At 74.4% G+C, this 17,821-nt stretch carries 15 protein-coding genes; 7 read left to right on the forward strand and 8 right to left on the reverse strand.

Going from position 1 to position 17,821, the window contains the following annotated elements; genetic code table 11:
• Nucleotides 1–25: 25 nt before the first annotated feature.
• The 3 genes from AC0693_RS17810 to AC0693_RS17820 form a co-directional block, all read right to left on the reverse strand.
• Nucleotides 26–1,729 carry a serine hydrolase gene (locus AC0693_RS17810; protein ID WP_478802312.1) on the reverse strand — a complete coding sequence of 568 codons (1,704 nt, stop codon included), beginning with the start codon at nucleotides 1,727–1,729 and terminating at the stop codon, nucleotides 26–28.
• 241 nt (nucleotides 1,730–1,970) lie between these two features.
• Nucleotides 1,971–2,816, reverse strand: coding sequence for a siderophore-interacting protein (locus AC0693_RS17815; protein WP_469320315.1), 846 nt, complete (start codon nucleotides 2,814–2,816; stop codon nucleotides 1,971–1,973).
• Between the two features lie 56 nt (nucleotides 2,817–2,872).
• On the reverse strand, nucleotides 2,873–3,778 hold the full coding sequence (locus tag AC0693_RS17820; protein WP_356414835.1) for a 5'-3' exonuclease: 906 nt from the start codon (nucleotides 3,776–3,778) through the stop codon (nucleotides 2,873–2,875).
• Nucleotides 3,779–4,011: 233 nt separating this feature from the next.
• Between AC0693_RS17820 and AC0693_RS17825 the strand changes: the two genes are divergently transcribed.
• Nucleotides 4,012–4,605: a helix-turn-helix domain-containing protein gene (locus AC0693_RS17825; RefSeq protein ID WP_356414748.1), complete on the forward strand. Its 594-nt coding sequence runs from the start codon at nucleotides 4,012–4,014 to the stop codon at nucleotides 4,603–4,605.
• 5 nt (nucleotides 4,606–4,610) lie between these two features.
• The gene (locus AC0693_RS17830) at nucleotides 4,611–5,342 is read left to right on the forward strand and encodes a helical backbone metal receptor (protein ID WP_478802313.1); all 732 of its coding nucleotides are present in this window, start codon (nucleotides 4,611–4,613) and stop codon (nucleotides 5,340–5,342) included.
• Between the two features lie 13 nt (nucleotides 5,343–5,355).
• Here AC0693_RS17830 and AC0693_RS17835 read toward each other — a convergent pair whose 3' ends face one another.
• On the reverse strand, nucleotides 5,356–6,525 hold the full coding sequence (locus tag AC0693_RS17835) for a TDT family transporter (RefSeq protein ID WP_478802314.1): 1,170 nt from the start codon (nucleotides 6,523–6,525) through the stop codon (nucleotides 5,356–5,358).
• A 70-nt stretch (nucleotides 6,526–6,595) separates the two neighbouring features.
• Between AC0693_RS17835 and AC0693_RS17840 the strand changes: the two genes are divergently transcribed.
• The gene (locus tag AC0693_RS17840; protein WP_468468671.1) at nucleotides 6,596–7,567 is read left to right on the forward strand and encodes a LysR family transcriptional regulator; all 972 of its coding nucleotides are present in this window, start codon (nucleotides 6,596–6,598) and stop codon (nucleotides 7,565–7,567) included.
• Nucleotides 7,568–7,998: 431 nt separating this feature from the next.
• On the opposite strand, the gene AC0693_RS17845 is transcribed toward AC0693_RS17840, so the two are convergent.
• From AC0693_RS17845 to AC0693_RS17855, 3 genes are all read right to left on the reverse strand, one after another.
• On the reverse strand, nucleotides 7,999–8,706 hold the full coding sequence (locus AC0693_RS17845) for a gamma-glutamyl-gamma-aminobutyrate hydrolase family protein (protein ID WP_478802315.1): 708 nt from the start codon (nucleotides 8,704–8,706) through the stop codon (nucleotides 7,999–8,001).
• A gap of 56 nt (nucleotides 8,707–8,762) precedes the next feature.
• Entirely contained in the window at nucleotides 8,763–10,274 is a 1,512-nt protein-coding gene (eat, locus tag AC0693_RS17850) for an ethanolamine permease (protein WP_478802316.1), read from the reverse strand.
• A gap of 153 nt (nucleotides 10,275–10,427) precedes the next feature.
• The gene (locus AC0693_RS17855) at nucleotides 10,428–11,282 is read right to left on the reverse strand and encodes a FadR/GntR family transcriptional regulator (protein ID WP_478802317.1); all 855 of its coding nucleotides are present in this window, start codon (nucleotides 11,280–11,282) and stop codon (nucleotides 10,428–10,430) included.
• Between the two features lie 77 nt (nucleotides 11,283–11,359).
• Between AC0693_RS17855 and AC0693_RS17860 the strand changes: the two genes are divergently transcribed.
• The 4 genes from AC0693_RS17860 to AC0693_RS17875 all read left to right on the forward strand — a co-directional run bounded on the left by AC0693_RS17860 (nucleotide 11,360) and on the right by AC0693_RS17875 (nucleotide 16,376).
• Nucleotides 11,360–12,742, forward strand: a complete 1,383-nt coding sequence (locus AC0693_RS17860; protein ID WP_469333669.1) for a glutamine synthetase family protein — start codon at nucleotides 11,360–11,362, stop codon at nucleotides 12,740–12,742.
• A gap of 53 nt (nucleotides 12,743–12,795) precedes the next feature.
• Nucleotides 12,796–14,163 (forward strand): aldehyde dehydrogenase family protein, encoded by a 1,368-nt coding sequence (locus AC0693_RS17865; RefSeq protein WP_478802318.1) that lies wholly within the window; start codon nucleotides 12,796–12,798, stop codon nucleotides 14,161–14,163.
• 5 nt (nucleotides 14,164–14,168) lie between these two features.
• Complete coding sequence (locus AC0693_RS17870; protein ID WP_468468680.1) at nucleotides 14,169–14,963, forward strand: 3-oxoacyl-ACP reductase; 795 nt, start codon at nucleotides 14,169–14,171, stop codon at nucleotides 14,961–14,963.
• A gap of 108 nt (nucleotides 14,964–15,071) precedes the next feature.
• A complete protein-coding gene (locus AC0693_RS17875) occupies nucleotides 15,072–16,376 on the forward strand; it encodes a haloacid dehalogenase-like hydrolase (protein ID WP_478802319.1) in 1,305 nt (434 codons plus the stop codon).
• Nucleotides 16,377–16,408: 32 nt separating this feature from the next.
• On the opposite strand, the gene AC0693_RS17880 is transcribed toward AC0693_RS17875, so the two are convergent.
• A complete protein-coding gene (locus AC0693_RS17880; RefSeq protein ID WP_478802320.1) occupies nucleotides 16,409–17,611 on the reverse strand; it encodes an amino acid deaminase/aldolase in 1,203 nt (400 codons plus the stop codon).
• Nucleotides 17,612–17,821: the final 210 nt, after the last annotated feature.

Here is a 17,821-nt window from a genome sequence, read left to right on the forward strand (position 1 = left end):
GCCAGCGTATGCGGCCCGGCGCGGGTCACCGGCCGCGCGTGAAGGTGCCCAGGTGCCCGGGGCCGGCGTCCAGGTATTCGATGCGGACCGTGCCGTCGGCGAAGGTGACGCCGGTGCGGCCGACCGCGTTCTCGCCGGTGGTCTCGAAGCTGAAGGTGTCGCCGTCGTAGTGGGTCAGCGGGAAGCGCTGCGGGCGGGGGCCGAGGGAGAGGGTCAGGCCCTCACCGGCCCGGCTGCCGGGTGCGGCGCTCACGGTGAGCCTGCCGAAGTACGGGTTGTCGTAGGTGCCGGTGTACGCCGTGTCCGCGCGGGCGGGCTTCGCTCCGGCGGGCGGGTGGGCGTAGTCGGTGGAGGAGCGTGCGGCGTCCTCCTGCTGCGCGTAGAGCGAGCCGGTCAGCCGCAGCCAGTCGGTGGTGGGTTTGCCGTGCTCGGCAGTGTCGAAGAAGTCGAGGGCGGCGGCGTCGGCGAGGCCCACCGGGGCGCCGTTGGTGAGGACGACGACGGCCAGCTGTTCCAGGGGCAGCATCGTGACGTTGGTGTTGGCTCCGAGGGCGAAGGCGCCGGAGTGGCTCAGGCGCAGCCGGCCCGCGTCGTCGTAGGACACGTTCCAGCCCAGTCCGTAGAAACCGGCGCGGCCGGTGGGGGTGGCGGGCGGGGAGGCGACGACCTCGGGGAGGTGGGTACGGGCGAGGGGCTCGGCGGGGATGATGCGGTGGCCGTCCAGGGTTCCGCCGGAGAGCTGGAGGCGCAGCCAGCGGCTCAGGTCGCGGGCACTGGAGCTGACCCCGCCCGCCGGGGCCTGGGCGTCGGGGTCGCGGACGGAGCGCGGGCTCCACGTGCCGTCGGCGTTCCGGACGTGGGTGAGCGCGTGGTCCGGCGCGTCCTGGAAGGCCTTGAAGGCGGTCGAGGTGTGGGCCATCCCCGCGGGCCTGAACAGGGTGTCCCGGCTGAGCTTCTCCCAGCTGACCCCCTTGGCGCGGGCCACGGCCTCGGCGGCGGCGGTCAGGCCGAAGTTGGTGTAGGCGTAGCTCGCGCGGAAGGGGGCCAGCGGCTGCTCGCGCAGGTGGGCCAGGATGTACGACTGGTCGTAGCCGAGGTCTTCGAGGAGGTCACCGGCGTGGTCGGGCAGGCCGCTGCGGTGGGAGAAGAGATCGGCGGTGGTGACGTGGCCGGTGACCCAGGGGTCCTTCAGCGCGAAGCCGGGCAGCTCCAGGTGGCGGTCCCAGCCGGCCGCGTCGGTGAGGGTGCCGGCGACGACGGTCGAGGAGACGGGCTTGGAGAGCGAGGCGATCTGGAAGACGGTGTCGGGACCGACCTTCGCCGGGTCGCCGGTCCTGCGGACGCCGAATCCCTTGAGGTAGGCCACCTTGTCGTGGCGGACCACGGCGACGGACACCCCGGGGACGCCGGTGCGGCGCATCAGGTCCGGGATGGCGGTGTCGAGGCGGGCGAGGGCCTTGTCGACCTGGGCGTCGGTGAGCGCGGGCTTCGGCTGCGGCGGTCCGGTCGTGTCGTCCGGGCCGGTCGTCTTGTCCGGGCCGGTCGTGCTGCCCGGACCGACCGGGGCCGCGGGGTCCGCCGGGTCCGACGGGTCGGCCGCGGAGGGCGGTGCGGCCGCCGCCGCGGCGCCCGTCGCGCCCGCGGTGAGGGCGGCCGTCGCGGTCGTGGCCAGGAGCAGGGCGGCTCCTGCGGCGCCGAGGGTGCGGGCACGGATGCGTGAGCTGCGCATGCGGCCATTGTCCGCCGGGTACGGGCCCGGCGCGCGCGGGGGCGGAGCCCGGCCGGACGGGGCCGCGCGGGGGCCGGGCCCGGCGCGGTGCGGGGGCACGTCGACCGGCCGCCGCACGTCGGCCTGCCGGCGCGGGGCGGGGCGCCGTACGGGGCCGGTTCCGGCGCGGTGCGGGGCGACGTCGGCCTGTCGGCGCGGGGCGCGCCGTGGCGCGGGCACCCGGACCGGGGCCCCGTGGGGGTCAGGCCCGGGCGCCGACGGGTTCCTGTTCGGCTTCGACCTGGGCGTTCCAGTCGCGCTTGATGGCGCGCCAGCCCTCGTCCGTCTCGCCCAGGCGCCAGTAGCCGGAGATCGAGAGCTGCTTGGCAGGGATGCCGCGCTCGGTGCGCAGGTGGCGGCGCAGCTCCTTCACGAAGCCCGCCTCCCCGTGCACGAAGGCCTGGACCCGGCCGGTCGGGAACCGCAGCGCCGTGACCGCCTCGACCAGGGCTTCGCCGACGGGCCGCGCGCCCCGGTGGATCCAGATCGGGGTGATCCCGTCCGGCGTGGCGATCTTCTGCTCGTCGTCCGGTCCGGAGACCTCCACCAGCGCGATCACCACGGCGCCCCGCGGCATGTGCTCCATGGTGGCGCCGATCGCGGGCAGGGCGCTCTCGTCACCGGCCAGGAGGTGCCAGTCGGCCGTCGGGTCGGGGCCGTAGGCGCCGCCGGGGCCCAGGAAGCGGACCGTCTCGCCGGGCTGGACGCGCGCCGCCCACGGGCCCGCGAGGCCCTCGTCGCCGTGGACGACGAAGTCGATGGTCAGTTCGCAGCGCACCGCGTCCCAGGAGCGCACCGTGTAGGCGCGCTGCCGGGGCCAGTGCTCGCGGGGGTGGGTGGATCTGATCTCTTCGAGGTCCCAGGGTTCCGCGTAGGTGACGTCCTCCGGGGCGAAGAGCAGTTTCACGTAGTGGTCGGTGAAGTCCCCGACCGTGAACCTGGCGGCCAGGCCTTCTCCGCCGAGGACGACGCGCACCATGTGGGCGCTCAGTCGCTCGGTCCGAACCACCTCGGCGGTGGCGATCCTGCGGGCTCGTCCTTCTGCCACGGCGTCTCCCCGGTGTTCCGCGCTGCTTCCTACTTAGGATTACCTAAGTTACCACCTCACGGTCGAAGTGCGGTGGTGAGGCGCGCAACCGCGCCTCCCAGGCCCCATCGGTGGGCCAGCGCGTCCACGACGTCCTGGTGCGCCGGAGCGGCGGGCAGGGCCGCGTCGAAGACGGGAAGCGGCACGTCAAGGGCCACCTGGACCACCTTGGGGGCCACCGCGAGGTAGGGCCGGGCCTCGTCCAGCCGCTTGCGCTGCACGGGGGTGAGTTTCGACGCCGGATCCGCGACCGCGGCGAGGATTCCGGCCAGGTCACCGTAGGTGTCGAGGAGTTTCGCGGCGGTCTTCTCGCCCACTCCGGGCACTCCCGGCAGCCCGTCGCTGGGATCGCCGCGCAACAATGCCAAGTCGGCGTAACCGGGACCGTCCACTCCGTACTTCTCGCGCAGCCACGCCTCGTCGGTCACCTGGAGCGAGCCGACCCCCTTCAGCGGGTACAGCACGCGCCGCGCCCTGGCGTCGTCGACGAGCTGGTAGAGGTCCCGGTCGCCGGTGACGATGTCCACCGGGCCGGTGGCCCGCGCGGTCAGGGTGCCGATCACGTCGTCCGCCTCGTACCCCGCCACGCCCACCCGGGCGATGCCGAAGGCGTCCAGCGCGGCCTCGATGATCGGGACCTGCGGGGCGAGCGTGTCGGGGGTCTCCTCCTCGTCGGGGCCGGTCTCGGTCTCCACGGCGACGCGGTGGGCCTTGTACGAGGGAATCAGCTCCACCCGCCAGTGCGGCCGCCAGTCGGCGTCCATGCAGGCCACCAGGTCGTCCGGCCGGTGGTCCTGGACCAGCCGCCCGATGAAGTCGAGGAGCCCGCGCACGGCGTTGACCGGGGTCCCGTCGGGCGCCCGGACGGAGTCCGGTACGCCGAAGTAGGCGCGGTAGTACAGGGAAGCGGTGTCGAGGAGCATCAGGCGTCGGGTCACCCTGACGATGATGCCGTACCCCACCGACACCCCCCGGCACGCGCGTCACGGGCAGCGGGGGAGCGCGTACGCAGCGCGGCCGCCGGCACTGGAGCACCGCTCGGAATTCGCCTGGGCCCCGATCCGGTCGTGCCGTGCGAGCGGTGCGCGCGGCCGATGCTGCGTAAGGTGCTTACAGCACACCCATGTGCGACGGACAAGGGGAGGGCAGCCCCGCCATGGACGACAAGGAAAAGGACAGAGACACCAAGGAACCGCTCCGGGTGGGCGTGGCCGTGCGCAAGCGGCGCCGCGCGCTGCGGCTCACCCTCGCCGCCGTCTCGGCGCGCAGCGGACTGTCGGTGCCCTTCCTGAGCCAGATAGAGAACGAACGGGCCCGGCCCAGCATGCGCTCCCTGGAACGGGTCGCGGACGCGCTGGAGACCACGGCCGTCGAACTGCTGGCCGCGTCCGACACGGCCCGCACGGTGGACCTCGTCAGCGCCGCCGACCAGGACGGCCTGGAACCGGCGCCGGGCGTCCGTCCCCTGGTGCGCGGGCACCACCAGCTGCACGCCCTTGAATTCAGCGGGGACCGGGACGCGGGCCGCGAGTACCAGCACCGCAACGACGAGCTGATGTACGTGGTCTCCGGGTCCTGCCAGGTCGAGGCCGAGGGGCGCGCGTACCGGCTGGAGTGCGGCGACGCGCTGTTCCTCTCGGGCGGGGTGCGGCACCGCTGGCGGGCCATGACCGAGGACACCAAGCTCCTCGTGGTGGCCGTCGGCGACCACATCCACGCCACCTCCGAGCCCCCCTCGCCGGAACACTGACCGGCGTGCGGGGGCCGCGGACCGTCTCCCTGGTGCCCTCCCTGACCGAGGCGGTCGCGGTCTCCGCCCCCGGGCTGCTCGTGGGCGTCACCGACTGGTGCACGCACCCGGCCGACCTCGGCGCCGCGGTGCGCGTCGGCGGCACGAAGAACCCCGACGTGCGGGCCGTCATCGCCCTGCGCCCGGACCTGGTCGTCGCCAACGAGGAGGAGAACCGGGCCCAGGACCTCGACGCGCTGCGCGCCGCCGGGCTACGGGTCCTGGTCACCGAAGTCCGCGACCTGCCCGGCGCCCTGCGCGAGCTGGAGGCGCTGTTCACCGACGCCCTGGGACTGGCCCGGCCCGGCTGGCTGGCGGACGCCGGGGCGGCGTGGGAACGGGTGGTACCGCAGCGAGCCCGGAGCGCGTTCGTACCCGTGTGGCGGCGGCCCTGGATGGTGCTGGGGCGGGACACCTTCGCGGGCGACCTGCTGGCCCGCCTCGGGGTGCGCAACGTGTACGCCGGGCACGCCGAGCGGTATCCGCGGGTGCCGGCCGGGGAGCTGCGCGCGGCCGGCTGCGACCTGGTGGTGCTGCCGGACGAGCCGTACCCCTTCGCCGCCGGGGACGGTCCGGAGGCCTTCCCGGGGCTGCCCGCCGCACTCGTCAGCGGTCGGCACCTGACCTGGTACGGGCCCTCCCTGACCGAAGCGCCGGCGGTCCTGGCCGAGGCCCTGCGGGCGGCGCGGCGCCCGTAGGGGTTTTCGTGGCTCAGCGGGGTGCGGCGAGGAGGCGGCCCGCGGCGAGGCCGCGCAGGGTGTGGAACGCGGCGGCCAGCCAGGCGGCCACCAGCAGCAGGAACAGGGCGGCGGCCAGCCAGGCGAAGGCGTCCAGTCCGGTGTGCCGGGCCAGGCCCGCCGCGCCGGTGACGCAGGTGCCCAGGGGGAAGGTCAGCGCCCACCAGGTCATCGCGAAGCCCATGCCGCGCCGGGCCGCGCGGACCAGCAGGGCGACCGCGAGCGCGAGCCACAGCAGGGCGAACCCCATGACGGGGACGCCGTAGACGACGGCGAAGGCGCCGAGGCCCTCGGCGTAGGGCGCCCCGATCGACCGGGGGGCCATGTCGGCGAGCTGGTTCACGGCGGTGGTGGACTGCCCCAGGGGTCCCAGGACCAGGAACAGGGTGGGGGTCAGAGCGAGGGGCAGCGGGCCTTGGAAGATCAGCCGGCCGAAGACCAGGGGGAGCATCAGCAGGGTGGCGAGCAGGCTGACGCCGAACATCGCGTAGCAGGCCAGCAGCAGCGCCTCGCGGGGCTGGCCGGCGGGCAGGTGGGGGATCAGCAGGGGGCCGAGCGCGGCGGAGACCATGGGGGCGACCAGCGGCAGCAGCCAGACGGGGGTGGCCTGGGCGGCCTCGACCTTGTGCCGGACCACCATCAGGTAGGGCACGGCCACGGCCATCACCAGGCCTATCGCGGTACCGGCGGTGAAGAGCACGGTGTCCGCGGCGATCGCGGCGGGCAGCCCGATGAGGTCCTTGCCGACGATGAGGGTGCCGCCGCCGACCGCGAGCAGGGCCATCGACAGACAGCCGTAGAAGGGGGCGACCGCGGGGTCCAGCAGGTGGGCCCGGGCCTGGTCGCGGTGGTGCAGCCAGTGGCCGGCGCGGGCGGTGAGCAGGACGAGCACGAGGGCCGCGGACAGGGCCCAGACGGCCTGGCAGGCCACGCGCTGGCCGGGGAGCTGGTAGGGCAGGGTCGCACCGGCGTTGGCGATGATCGCGGTGCCCATGACGCAGGCGTACCAGTTCGGGCCGAGGTGGCGCAGGGCGGCGAGCGGGCGCCGGGGGGTGGCGGCGGTTCCGGGTGCCTGGGCGGAGGGGGCGGGGGGTGCCTCGGGTGCCTGGTGGGCGGCGGGGCGGGGGTGCGCGGTGGTGACCATGCCTCCAGCGTGCGCCCCGGGTGGGGCGGGCGGCAGAGGTGATCTCCCTATGAGGTCATAAACTGGTGTTATGAGTGACGGTGGCGCGGTCGGTGGGGCAGTCGGTGGGGCGGGTGGTGCCGAGCAGGTGGTCCCGCTCTCGCACCGGGTGCCGGATCTGGGGGCGCTGGAACTGCTGATCGCGGTGGCGCGGGTGGGCAGCCTCGGCGCGGCCGCGCGGGAGGTGGGGATCACCCAGCCCGCGGCGAGCAGCCGGATCCGGGCCATGGAGGCGCGGCTGGGGGTGGCCCTGGTGGACCGTTCGCCGCGCGGGTCCACGCTCACCGCGCAGGGCGCGCTCGTCACCGACTGGGCGCGGCGGGTGGTGGAGGCGGCGGAGGCATTCGACGCGGGGGCGCAGGCGCTGCGGGGGGCGCGGGACTCGCGGCTGCGGGTGGCCGCCAGCATGACCATCGCGGAGTACCTGCTGCCGGGCTGGCTGATCGCGCTGCGGGCGGCGCGGCCCGGCACGGCGGTGTCCCTCCAGGCCGACAACTCGGCGCTGGTCGCGGAGCGGGTGCTGGCGCGGGAGGCCGACCTCGGCTTCGTCGAGGGGCTCGCGGTGCCGGACGGCCTGGACGCGGTGGTCATCGCGCAGGACCGGCTGGTGGTCGCGGTGGCCCCGGGGCACCCGTGGGCCCGGCGGCGGTCGGGGGAGGTGGCCCCCGCCGAACTGGCCGCGACGCCGCTGATCCTGCGGGAACGGGGGTCCGGCACGCGGCAGGTGCTGGACGCTGCGCTGGCCGGGTGCGGGGGGCTGGCGCGGCCGCTGCTGGAACTCGCCTCGACCACGGCGGTGAAGGCGGCCGCGGTGAGCGGGGCGGGGCCGTGCGTGCTGTCGGAGCTGGCGCTGCGGGAGGAGCTGGCGGGGCGGCGGCTGGTGGCGGTCGCCGTGGCCGGTGTGCCGCTGGGCCGGTCGCTGCGGGCCGTCTGGCCCGCGGGCACCCGCCCCGCGGGCCCGGCCCGCGACCTCCTGTCCCTGACCCGGGCCACCCCGTCCTGACGCCGGCCCCTGCCGGGTGCGTGTTGGGGGCGGGCGCGGAGCGGTCGCCCATCCGGCCGGGGGCCTCCGGCGGCGCCCCAATCGCCGGCGGGGCTGGAGGGGACCCCGGGCGGGGTCGGGTGCCTTGGTGGGGCGAGCGTGGGTGGGCGGCGCCCGGTGGTTGGTGGGGGGTGGCCGTTGACCGGTCGCCCGCCCGGCCGGGGGCCTCCGGCGGCGCCTCAAACGCCGGCGGGGCTGGAAAGGGCAGGGCCCGGTGAAGTCCTGACGCCGACCGGGGGAAAATCCAGCCCGCCCGGCGTTTGAGGGCGCCCGCCGCAGGCGTGTACCAGGGGTGGGGTGGGCGGCGGCGGGCCGTGTGTCGGGTCCAGCCCGCCCGGCGTGAGGGCAGCCCCGGGGATCGCTCCCGCGGAGGGAAGGGTGCGCCCCGCGGGTCAGCGGACCCGGGTCGGGACGCGGGTCGCGGCGGTGATCAGGGCGGACATCACGCGGGTGTCCTTGTCGCGTTCGGGGTGCCACTGGACGCCCAGGGCCCAGACGGCACCGTCGGCCGGGAGTTCGATCGCCTCCACCGTCCCGTCCAGCGCGTGTGCCGAGGCGATCAGGCCCCGCCCCAGCCGGTCCACGCACTGGTGGTGGTACGTCGGCACCTCCGCCACCTCCGGCACGAGCGCCCCGTACAGCGTCCCCCGCACCGGCCGCACCGGATGCCAGGCCACCGGCCCCGGCTCCCCGGCGTGCCCGTCGATGTGCTGGACCAGTGTGCCGCCCAGGGCCACGTTCAGCGCCTGCATGCCCCGGCAGATCCCCAGCAGCGGGGTGCCCTGCGCCAGGGCGGCCCGGATCAGGGCCAGTTCCCAGGCGTCGCGCACGGTCGCGGGGGAGCCCGTACGGGGGTCGCGGGGGGCTCCGTAGTGGGCCGGGTCCACATCGGGGCCGCCCGCGACGACCAGGCCGTCCAGCCGGCTCAGGACCACCCCCGCCTCCCCGGGCTCGTCCGGCGGCAGCAGCACCGCCGTGCCGCCGGACGCCTGGACCAGCTCGTAGTACCCCGCGGGCACGAGGGCGGTCGGAAGGTCCCACGCGCCGTAGCGCGTGGACGCCTCGACGTAGGTGGTGATGCCGATGAGCGGCTTGGGCACGGTGCGTACCTCCGGAAGGGGGAGCGGGGACAGGGGCGGCGCGGGCTCGACGGCGGTCAGTCCCGGGACAGTTCCGCCTCGGCCGCCGCCAGTGCCGCGAACTCCTCCTCGGGCGCCGAGGCCACCAGGTGGTGCCGACTGTAGAACGCGAAGTAGGCGAGGGCGACGGCGTACACGGCGAGCGCGATGAACGCGGCGTCCTTGTCCACCAGGAAGGTGGCGACCAGGGCCGACAGGGCGAGTACGAAGGCGACCGTGGAGGTCAGCACCCCGCCCGGGGTGCGGTAGGGCCGCTCCAGGTCCGGTTCCCGGCGGCGCAGCACGATGTGCGAGAGCGCCATCAGGGCGTAGGAGATGGTCGCGCCGAAGACCGCGATGTTGAGCATCCGGGCCCCGTCACCGGTGGCCGCGGCCAGCGCGAAGCCGATCGCGCCGGGGATGACCAGACCGAGGTAGGGGGCCTTGCGGCTGCTGGTCAGGGAGAGGAAGCGGGGCAGGTAGCCCGCGCGGGAGAGGGCGAAGAGCTGGCGCGAACCGGCGTAGATGAGGGAGAAGAAGGAGGCCACCAGGCCCGCCAGACCCGCGTAGTTGACGAAGCGGCTCAGGGCGGTCGGCCCGCCCTCCCCCTCCAGCGCGACGACCAGCGGATTGCCCGCGTCCTTGACGGCGTCCGCGCCCTGCGCGCCGGTCGCGGCGAAGAAGGTGATCAGCGCGAGGAGCGCCAGGATGCCCATCGAGATGGCGAGCGCCTTCGGCATGGAGCGGACCGGGTCCTTGGCCTCCTCGGCAGCGAGCGGTACGCCCTCGACGCCGAGGAAGAACCACATGCCGAAGGGGAACGCCGCCCAGATCCCCAGCGCGCCGTACGGCAGCCAGGAGCTCGACCCCGCCGCCCCCGTGACGACGGCGATGTCGTCGAGGCCGCTGACGGAGAAGTCGGTGAAGGCGCCGACGGCGAAGATCAGCAAGGCCGCGACGGCTATGGCGGTGACGACGAGGCTGAACCGCAGCGCCTCGCCCACGCCCCACAGGTGCACGCCGATGAAGACGACGAAGCAGCCGAGGTAGACCGGCCAGCTGGAGGTGAGGCCGAAGAGTCCGAGGGACTCGACGTAGTCGCCGATGAAGATGACGATCGCGGCCGGCGCCAGGATGTACTCGATGAGGATCGCGGTGCCGGTGAGGAAACCGCCCCAGGGGCCCAGGGCGCGCCGGGCGAAGCCGTAGCCGCCGCCCGCGGTGGGCAGGATCGTGGAGAGTTCGGCGAGGGAGAAGACCAGGCAGGCGTACATGGCGCCCATGAGGACGGTGGCGATGGCGAGGCCGCCGAAGCCGCCCTTGCTCAGGCCGACGTTCCAGCCGGAGAAGTCGCCGGAGACGACGTAGGCGACGCCGAGACCGGTCAGCAGCAGCCAGCCGGCGCTGCCGCGGCGCAGGGTGCGGCGTTCCAGGTAGTCGTTCCCGCCGTCGCCTGCGGCGCCGCCCGCGCCGTCGGGCCCGGACGCGGGTCCGGAGGGCGCGGATCCGGGTGCGGCTTTCGTCAGCCGGGCATCGAAGTCGTCGGCCATGTGCGCTCCTGCCTAGGGCAATGCAATGGTTGTGGGGCGTACCTTTGCGGTAAGCGGGTGGAGCGCGCAAGACCCCTGCGTTAAACGGCGGTTACGAAAACCTCCCCGCGGCCGGAGGTCGCCGGGCGCCCGGACGGCGTGCCCGGCGGCCCGTCACGCCAGGAACCCCCGCAGCAGCGCCGCCGTGCCCGCGCAGTGTTCCCGCATCACCTCGCGGGCCGCCTCCGCGTCCCCGTCCAACACCGCCTCCACCACCGCGGTGTGCTGCTGCTGCGAGTGCTCCAGGTTGCGCACCAGCAGCGGGATGCAGTCCAGCAGGTCGTTGACCGTCGCCCGGACGGCCGCGTACTGGGCCGTCAGGGTGGCGGAGCCCGCCAGTTCGCACAGGGTGAGGTGGAAGAGGGTGTCCTGGCGGCGGTAGTCCGCGAGCGGCGCGTCGTGGGTCGCGGCGAGCGCCCCGCGCAGCCGCTGCGCCCGGGCGTCGTCCAGCCCCTGCGCGGCGCAGAGCCCGGCCGCGCCCGTCTCCAGCACCTCGCGGAAGCGCAGCGCGTCCTCGATGTCCACGCCGGCGACGCGGCGCCGCAGCTCCTGCTCGGCGGCGCCGGCCGGGGGATCGGGGCGGTGCAGCACGAACGTTCCGCCGTAGCGCCCGCGCCGCGCCTCGACCAGCCCCTGGTCCTGGAGCACCTTCAGCACCTCGCGCAGCGTGACCCGGCTGATCCCCATCCGTTCGGCCAGCTCGCGCTCCGGCGGCAGCCGTTCGCCGCCCGGCACCAGTCCCAGCCGGACCACCTGGAGGATCTGCTCCAGGGCCTCCTCGAAACCGTTGCCCGCCCGCACCTGGCGCAGGACGGGGTTCAGCCGCGCGAGCGCACCGCCGTCACCCGGGCCGTGCGACGGTCCGTGCGACAGGCCGTGCGACGGTCCGCGCACCCCGTCGGCCGCCCCGCCGCTCGCCCCCCTGTGCGGCGCGCTGTCCGGCGTGTCGTCCGGCGCGTTGTTCGTCATGTCGGCCCCTCCCCTTCCCAAGCAATGGTTCTATTCAATACCTTAGGCCTCCTCGGCTCACCGAAGGAGAGATTCCCGTGGTAGACCGCATGCCGCCGCTCGCGCCCGAGGAGCTCCGCTCCCTGGTCGCCGACGGCGAGATCGACACAGTGGTCCTGGCCTTCCCCGACATGCAGGGGCGGCTCCAGGGCAAGCGGTTCGCCGCGCAGTTCTTCCTCGACGAGGTCATGTCCCACGGCACCGAGGGATGCAACTACCTGCTCGCCGTCGACACCGACATGAACACCGTCGACGGCTACGAGATGTCCTCCTGGGACCGGGGCTACGGCGACTTCGCCATGCACCCCGACCTGTCCACCCTGCGCCGCATCCCCTGGAACCCGGGCAGCGCGCTGGTCATGGCCGACCTCGCCTGGAACGACGGCTCGCCCGTCGTCGCCGCGCCGCGCCAGATCCTGCGGCGCCAGCTGGAGCGCCTGGCGGAGCACGGGTACACCGCGATGGTGGGCACCGAGCTGGAGTTCATGGTCTTCCAGGACACCTACGAGCAGGCCTGGGACGCCAACTACCGCGGCCTGACCCCCGCCAACCAGTACAACATCGACTACTCCGTCCTCGGCACCGGCCGGATCGAACCGCTGCTGCGCCGGATCCGCAACGAGATGCAGGCCGCGGGCCTGGTCGTCGAGTCCGCCAAGGGCGAGTGCAACCTCGGGCAGCACGAGATCGCCTTCCGCTACGACGAGGCCGTGATCACCTGCGACCAGCACGCGGTCTACAAGACCGGCGCCAAGGAGATCGCCTCGCAGGAGGGCGTCTCGCTCACGTTCATGGCCAAGTACGACGAGCGCGAGGGCAACTCCTGCCACATCCACCTCTCCCTGAACGACGCCGACGGGCGCAACGTGATGGCGGGCGACGCGGGCGGAAAGGACGACGTGCACGGCGGAATGTCACCCGTCATGCGTCACTTCCTGGCCGGGCAGCTGGCCGCGCTGCGGGACTTCTCCCTTCTCTACGCCCCCAACATCAACTCGTACAAGCGTTTCCGGCCGGGATCCTTCGCGCCGACCGCCGTCGCCTGGGGGGTGGACAACCGGACCTGCGCCCTGCGCGTGGTCGGCCACGGCCGCTCCATGCGCTTCGAGAACCGCCTCCCGGGCGGCGACGTCAACCCGTACCTGGCGGTGGCCGGCCTGGTCGCGGCCGGCCTCCACGGCATCGAGAACCGGCTGGAGCTGCCCGAGGCCTGCGCGGGCAACGCCTACACCGCCGACTACGCGCACGTCCCCACCACCCTGCGCGAGGCGGCCGAGCTGTGGGAGAACAGCGAGATCGCCAAGGCCGCCTTCGGCCCCGAAGTCGTCGCCCACTACCGCAACATGGCCCGCGTCGAACTCGACGCCTACGACTCCGCCGTGACCGACTGGGAGCTGCGCCGCTCCTTCGAACGCCTGTAACCGCCGCACGCCCCGCCCCCCTTGGAACCGAGCGAACGACTGAGAGGCACCACGTGTCATCCGATGCGCTGGACGTACTGAACCCGGCCACCGAGGAAGTCGTCGCCACCGTCCCGGCCGCCACACGGGACGACGTCGACGCCGCCGTCGTACGGGCCGCCGCGGCCCAGCGCGGCTGGGCGGCCGCCGCTCCCGCCGACCGGGCCCGGCTGCTGCGCCGCTTCGCCGCCGCGGTGGACGAGCACCGCGAGGAACTGGCCCTGCTGGAGGTCCGCGAGGCCGGCCACACCATCGGCAACGCCCGCTGGGAAGCGGGCAACGTCCGCGACCTGCTGGAATTCGCCGCCGGGGGAGTGGAGCGGCTCTCCGGCCGGCAGATCCCGGTGGCCGGCGGCCTCGACGTCACCTTCCTCGAACCGCTCGGCGTCATCGGGGTGATCGCCCCCTGGAACTTCCCGATGCCGATCGCCGCCTGGGGCCTGGCGCCCGCCCTCGCCGCGGGCAACGCGGTGATCCTCAAGCCCGCGGAGACCACCCCCCTCACCGCGCTGCGGCTGGCCGAGCTGGCCCTGGAGGCGGGCCTGCCCGAGCACCTCTTCCAGGTGCTGCCCGGCCGCGGACCGGTCGCGGGCGACGCGCTCGTCGAACACCCCGGCGTGGCGAAGATCGTCTTCACCGGCTCCACCGGAGTGGGCAAGCGGATCATGGCCGCGTGCGCCGGCCGGCTCAAGCGCGTCACCCTCGAACTCGGCGGCAAGAGCCCCAACATCGTCTTCGCCGACGCCGACCTCGAAGCCGCCGCGGCCGCCGCCCCCATGGCCTTCCTCGACAACACCGGCCAGGACTGCTGCGCCCGCACCCGGATCCTGGTCCAGCGCTCCGTGTACGACCGCTTCCTCGACCTGGTCACGCCCGGGATCGAGGGCGTGGTCGTCGGTGACCCGGCCGACGAGAAGACCCAGATGGGCCCGCTCATCTCCCGGGCCCAGCTGGAGCGCGTACGGTCCTACGTCACCGACGACCTGACCGCCGTCCGCGGCACCGCCCCCGAGGGCCCCGGCTTCTGGTACCCGCCCACCCTCGTCACCGGGGCCGACCCCACCGCCCCCGTCGCCGCCGAGGAGGTCTTCGGCCCGATCGCCGTCATCCTGCCCTTCGAGGACGAGGAGGACGCCGTACGGCTGGCCAACGCCACCGAATACGGGCTCTCCGGCTCGATCTGGACCCGCGACGTGGGCCGCGCCCTGCGCGTCTCGCGCGCCGTCGCCGCGGGCAACCTCTCCGTCAACTCCCACAGCAGCGTCCGCTACTGGACTCCCTTCGGCGGGTTCAAGCAGTCCGGCCTCGGCCGGGAACTGGGACCCGACGCCCTCACCGCATTCACCGAGACCAAGAACGTCTTCATCAGCACGGAGGCCTGAGAACCATGTCCAGTCGAGCCCCTGAAGAGATCGTCTGCCGCCGCCTGGTCGGCCGTACCGCCGTCATCACCGGAGCCGGCAGCGGCATCGGCCTCGCCACCGCCCGCCGGCTCGCCTCCGAAGGCGCCAACGTCGTCTGCGGCGACATCGACGAGACGGCCGGCAAGGCCGCGGCCGAAGAGGTCGGCGGCACCTTCGTGAAGGTCGACGTCACCAGCCCCGAGGAGGTCGAGGCGCTCTTCAAGACCGCCTTCGACACCTACGGGTCCGTCGACATCGCCTTCAACAACGCGGGCATCTCGCCCCCGGACGACGACTCGATCCTCACCACCGGGCTGGAGGCCTGGAAGCGGGTCCAGGACGTCAACCTGACCTCCGTCTACCTGTGCTGCAAGGCCGCGCTGCCCTACATGCAGCGCCAGGGCCGCGGATCCATCATCAACACCGCCTCCTTCGTGGCGATCATGGGCGCGGCGACCTCCCAGATCTCCTACACCGCCTCCAAGGGCGGCGTCCTGGCGATGTCCCGCGAACTGGGCGTCCAGTTCGCCCGCGAGGGCATCCGCGTCAACGCGCTGTGCCCGGGCCCCGTCAACACCCCGCTGCTCCAGGAGCTGTTCGCGAAGGACCCCGAGCGCGCCGCGCGCCGCCTCGTGCACATCCCCGTCGGCCGCTTCGCCGAACCCACCGAGATCGCCGCCGCCGTCGCCTTCCTCGCGAGCGACGACTCCTCCTTCGTCAACGCCACCGACTTCCTGGTCGACGGTGGCATCGCGGGCGCGTACGTGACCCCCCTGTAGACCCCCATCACCCCCACCACCACCCCGGCAGCCGGGCGTCGCGCGACGCCCGGCTGCCGTGCTCCCCGTCCGCGACGATCCGCGCAAGAACCAGGAGCGTTCACCCCCGTGACCCAGCCCAGCACCGCACGACGGTTCCAGGCCCTCGGCGCCGCCGTCGCGATCACGGCGGGCGCCCTCGTGGCCGCCGCCCCCGCCGCCCGGGCAGCCCGCCCCGGCGCCCCCTGCGCCACCCCGGAGGTCGGCGTCGGCTGGTACGGCGACAACCGGGCCCGCCTCCAGCGGCTGATCGACCGGTACGGGCGGTGCGGCCCGTACCGCTCCGGCCACGACAAGCCCGTCGCCGTCTTCGACTGGGACAACACCGTCGTCAAGAACGACGTCGGCGACGCCACCCTGTTCTGGCTGCTGCGCAACGGCAGGATCCGCCAGCCCGACCACGGCGACTGGTCCACCACCAGCCGCTACCTCACCCCGGCCGCCGCCACGGCCCTCGCCGGCGCCTGCGGCCCGCTCGCCCGCCCCGGCGCCCCGCTGCCCACCGGCGACGGCGACCCCGCCGGGATCCGCTGCGCCGACGAGATCAACGCCGTCTACGGGACCTCGGCCACCCGGTCCGGCGCCCCCGCCTTCGCGGGCTGGGACCACCGCACCACCGAGCCCGCCTACGCCTGGCTGGCCCAGCTGACCCAGGGCTACACCGCCCGCCAGGTCCGGGCCTTCGCCGCCGCCGCGCGCGCGGAGAACCTCGCCGCGCCCGTCGGCGCCACGCAGCGGGTGGGCAGCGCGGACGCCACCGCCTGGGTGCGCTACTACGACCAGCAGAAGGACCTGATCGACGCCCTGCGGAAAGCCGGGTTCGACGTCTGGATCAGCTCGGCCTCGCCCCAGCCGGTCGTCGAGGTCTGGGCCGAGGGCGTCGGCGTGGCCGCCGACCACGTCATCGGCATCCGCAACACGACCGCGTACGACGGCACCTTCACCGCGCACCTGCGGGGCTGCGGATCGGTGCGCGACGGCGCCGACACGATGATCACGTACGTCGACGGCAAGCGCTGCTGGATCAACCAGGAGGTCTTCGGCGTGCGCGGCGCGGCCGCCGAACGGATCCAACCGCCCGGCCGCCGCCAGGTGTTCGCCGCGGGCGACTCCGACACCGACGTCTCGTTCCTGCGCGACGCGACCGCCCTGCGGCTGGTCCTGAACCGCAACAAGAACGAGCTGATGTGCCGGGCCTACGACGACGCCGACGGCCGCTGGATCGTCAACCCGATGTTCATCGAGCCGAAGAAGCAGAAGCCCGCCCCCTACCCGTGCGCCACCACCGGCTACACCGGGCGCGACGGAACGCCCGGCCCGGTACTGCGCGCCGACGGCACGGTCATCCCGGACCAGGCGGACTCCGTCTTCTAGCCCTCGGCCGGCCCTCGACCAGCCGTCGGCGGTCAGAGGAAGGTGCGGCCCTCGCCCCGGTACGTCGGGGCGGTGGCCGTCACCCGGTCGCCCTGGACGAGGTGCAGCTCCTCGAACCGCTCGCACAGCTCCCCGGCCTTCGCGTGCCGGAACCACACCCGGTCACCGATCCGCAGGTCGTCCGCGGGCGATCCGAGCAGCGGGGTCTGTACCTCGCCGGCGCCCTCCTGGGCGTCGTAGCGCAGCCCCTGCGGCAGGTACGGCTGCGGCAGCCGGTCGGCGCCCGCCGCGCCCGACGCCGGATAGCCGCCGCCCAGCACGGTGATCACCCCGACGCCCGGCCGGCGCACCACCGGCTGCGCGAACAGGGCCGCCGGACGCCCGCGGAAGGACGTGTAGTTGTCGAAGAGCCGCGGTACGTAGAGACCCGACCCGGCGGCGATCTCCGTGACCGCGGCCTCGGCGGCCGTCTGCTGCACGCTGCCCGTGCCGCCGCCGTTGACGAACTCCAGCTCGCCGACGACCGCGCGCACCGCCCGTACCGCCTCCGCGCGCCGGGCCGCCAGCTCCTTGCGGGCCGTGGCCTGCATCAGCCGGATCGCCCGCGAGCGCAGCGGACGGCCCGTCAGGGAGTCGCCCACGCCGGCCACATGGCCCTCGTATCCCATCAGCCCGACCACCCGGAAGCCGGGGCGCGCGGTGACGGCGCGGGCCAGCGCCGCGAGCTGCTCCGGTTCGCGCAGCGGGGAGCGGCGGGCGCCGATCCGGACCCGACCGCCGAACAGGTGCAGCGCGGTGTCCAGTTCGAGGCAGACCCGGATCTCCTCGGTGCCGCCGCCGCGGGCGTGGTCGATCAGCTCAAGCTGCGCCGGGTCGTCCACCATGACGGTGACGGTGGCGGCGAGCTTGGGGTCGGCGGCGAGTTCGGCGAAGCCGGCGCGGTCGGCGGAGGGGTAGGCGAGGAGCACGTCCTCGAAACCGGACCTGGCCAGCCAGAGCGACTCCGCGAGGGTGTACGACATGATCCCGGCGAACCCGGGCCGCGCCAGGACCCGTTCGAGCAGCGTCCGGCAGCGGACGGACTTGCTCGCCACCCGGATCGGCTTCCCGCCGGCCCGGCGCACGAGGTCGTCGGCGTTGGCGTCGAACGCGTCGAGGTCCACGAGGGCCAGCGGCGCGTCGAGGTGGGCGGTGGCCCGGTCGTAGCGGGCCCGGTCGGCGGCGGGGGAAGTCATGGGCGCAGCTTGCCATGCCGGTCTACCGGTGGGTAGGGCTCGGCGGGGTCCTGCGGTGGGCCGTGCGGCGGGGGGCGGGCCGCCCGTGGCCGCGGTGCCGCCGGCCGTGGCCGCCTCAAGCGCCGGCGGGGCTCGGGGTGGGCCGGCGCGTGCCCGGCTGCCGCCGTGTGGGCCTTCCGGGGGCGCCTCAAACGCCGGCGGGGCTGGATG

The organism is Streptomyces sp. NPDC043876, assembly GCF_056435825.1.

What these genes read in the sequence shown, in the direction of transcription:
- AC0693_RS17880 (WP_478802320.1), bottom strand. Translation starts at nt 17,611, where the DNA reads ATGACTTCCCCCGCCGCCGACCGGGCCCGCTACGACCGGGCCACCGCC.
- AC0693_RS17810 (WP_478802312.1), bottom strand. Translation starts at nt 1,729, where the DNA reads ATGCGCAGCTCACGCATCCGTGCCCGCACCCTCGGCGCCGCAGGAGCC.
- AC0693_RS17855 (WP_478802317.1), bottom strand. Translation starts at nt 11,282, where the DNA reads ATGACGAACAACGCGCCGGACGACACGCCGGACAGCGCGCCGCACAGG.
- AC0693_RS17840 (WP_468468671.1), top strand. Translation starts at nt 6,596, where the DNA reads ATGAGTGACGGTGGCGCGGTCGGTGGGGCAGTCGGTGGGGCGGGTGGT.
- eat (WP_478802316.1), bottom strand. Translation starts at nt 10,274, where the DNA reads ATGGCCGACGACTTCGATGCCCGGCTGACGAAAGCCGCACCCGGATCC.
- AC0693_RS17820 (WP_356414835.1), bottom strand. Translation starts at nt 3,778, where the DNA reads ATGCTCCTCGACACCGCTTCCCTGTACTACCGCGCCTACTTCGGCGTA.
- AC0693_RS17825 (WP_356414748.1), top strand. Translation starts at nt 4,012, where the DNA reads ATGGACGACAAGGAAAAGGACAGAGACACCAAGGAACCGCTCCGGGTG.
- AC0693_RS17870 (WP_468468680.1), top strand. Translation starts at nt 14,169, where the DNA reads ATGTCCAGTCGAGCCCCTGAAGAGATCGTCTGCCGCCGCCTGGTCGGC.
- AC0693_RS17835 (WP_478802314.1), bottom strand. Translation starts at nt 6,525, where the DNA reads ATGGTCACCACCGCGCACCCCCGCCCCGCCGCCCACCAGGCACCCGAG.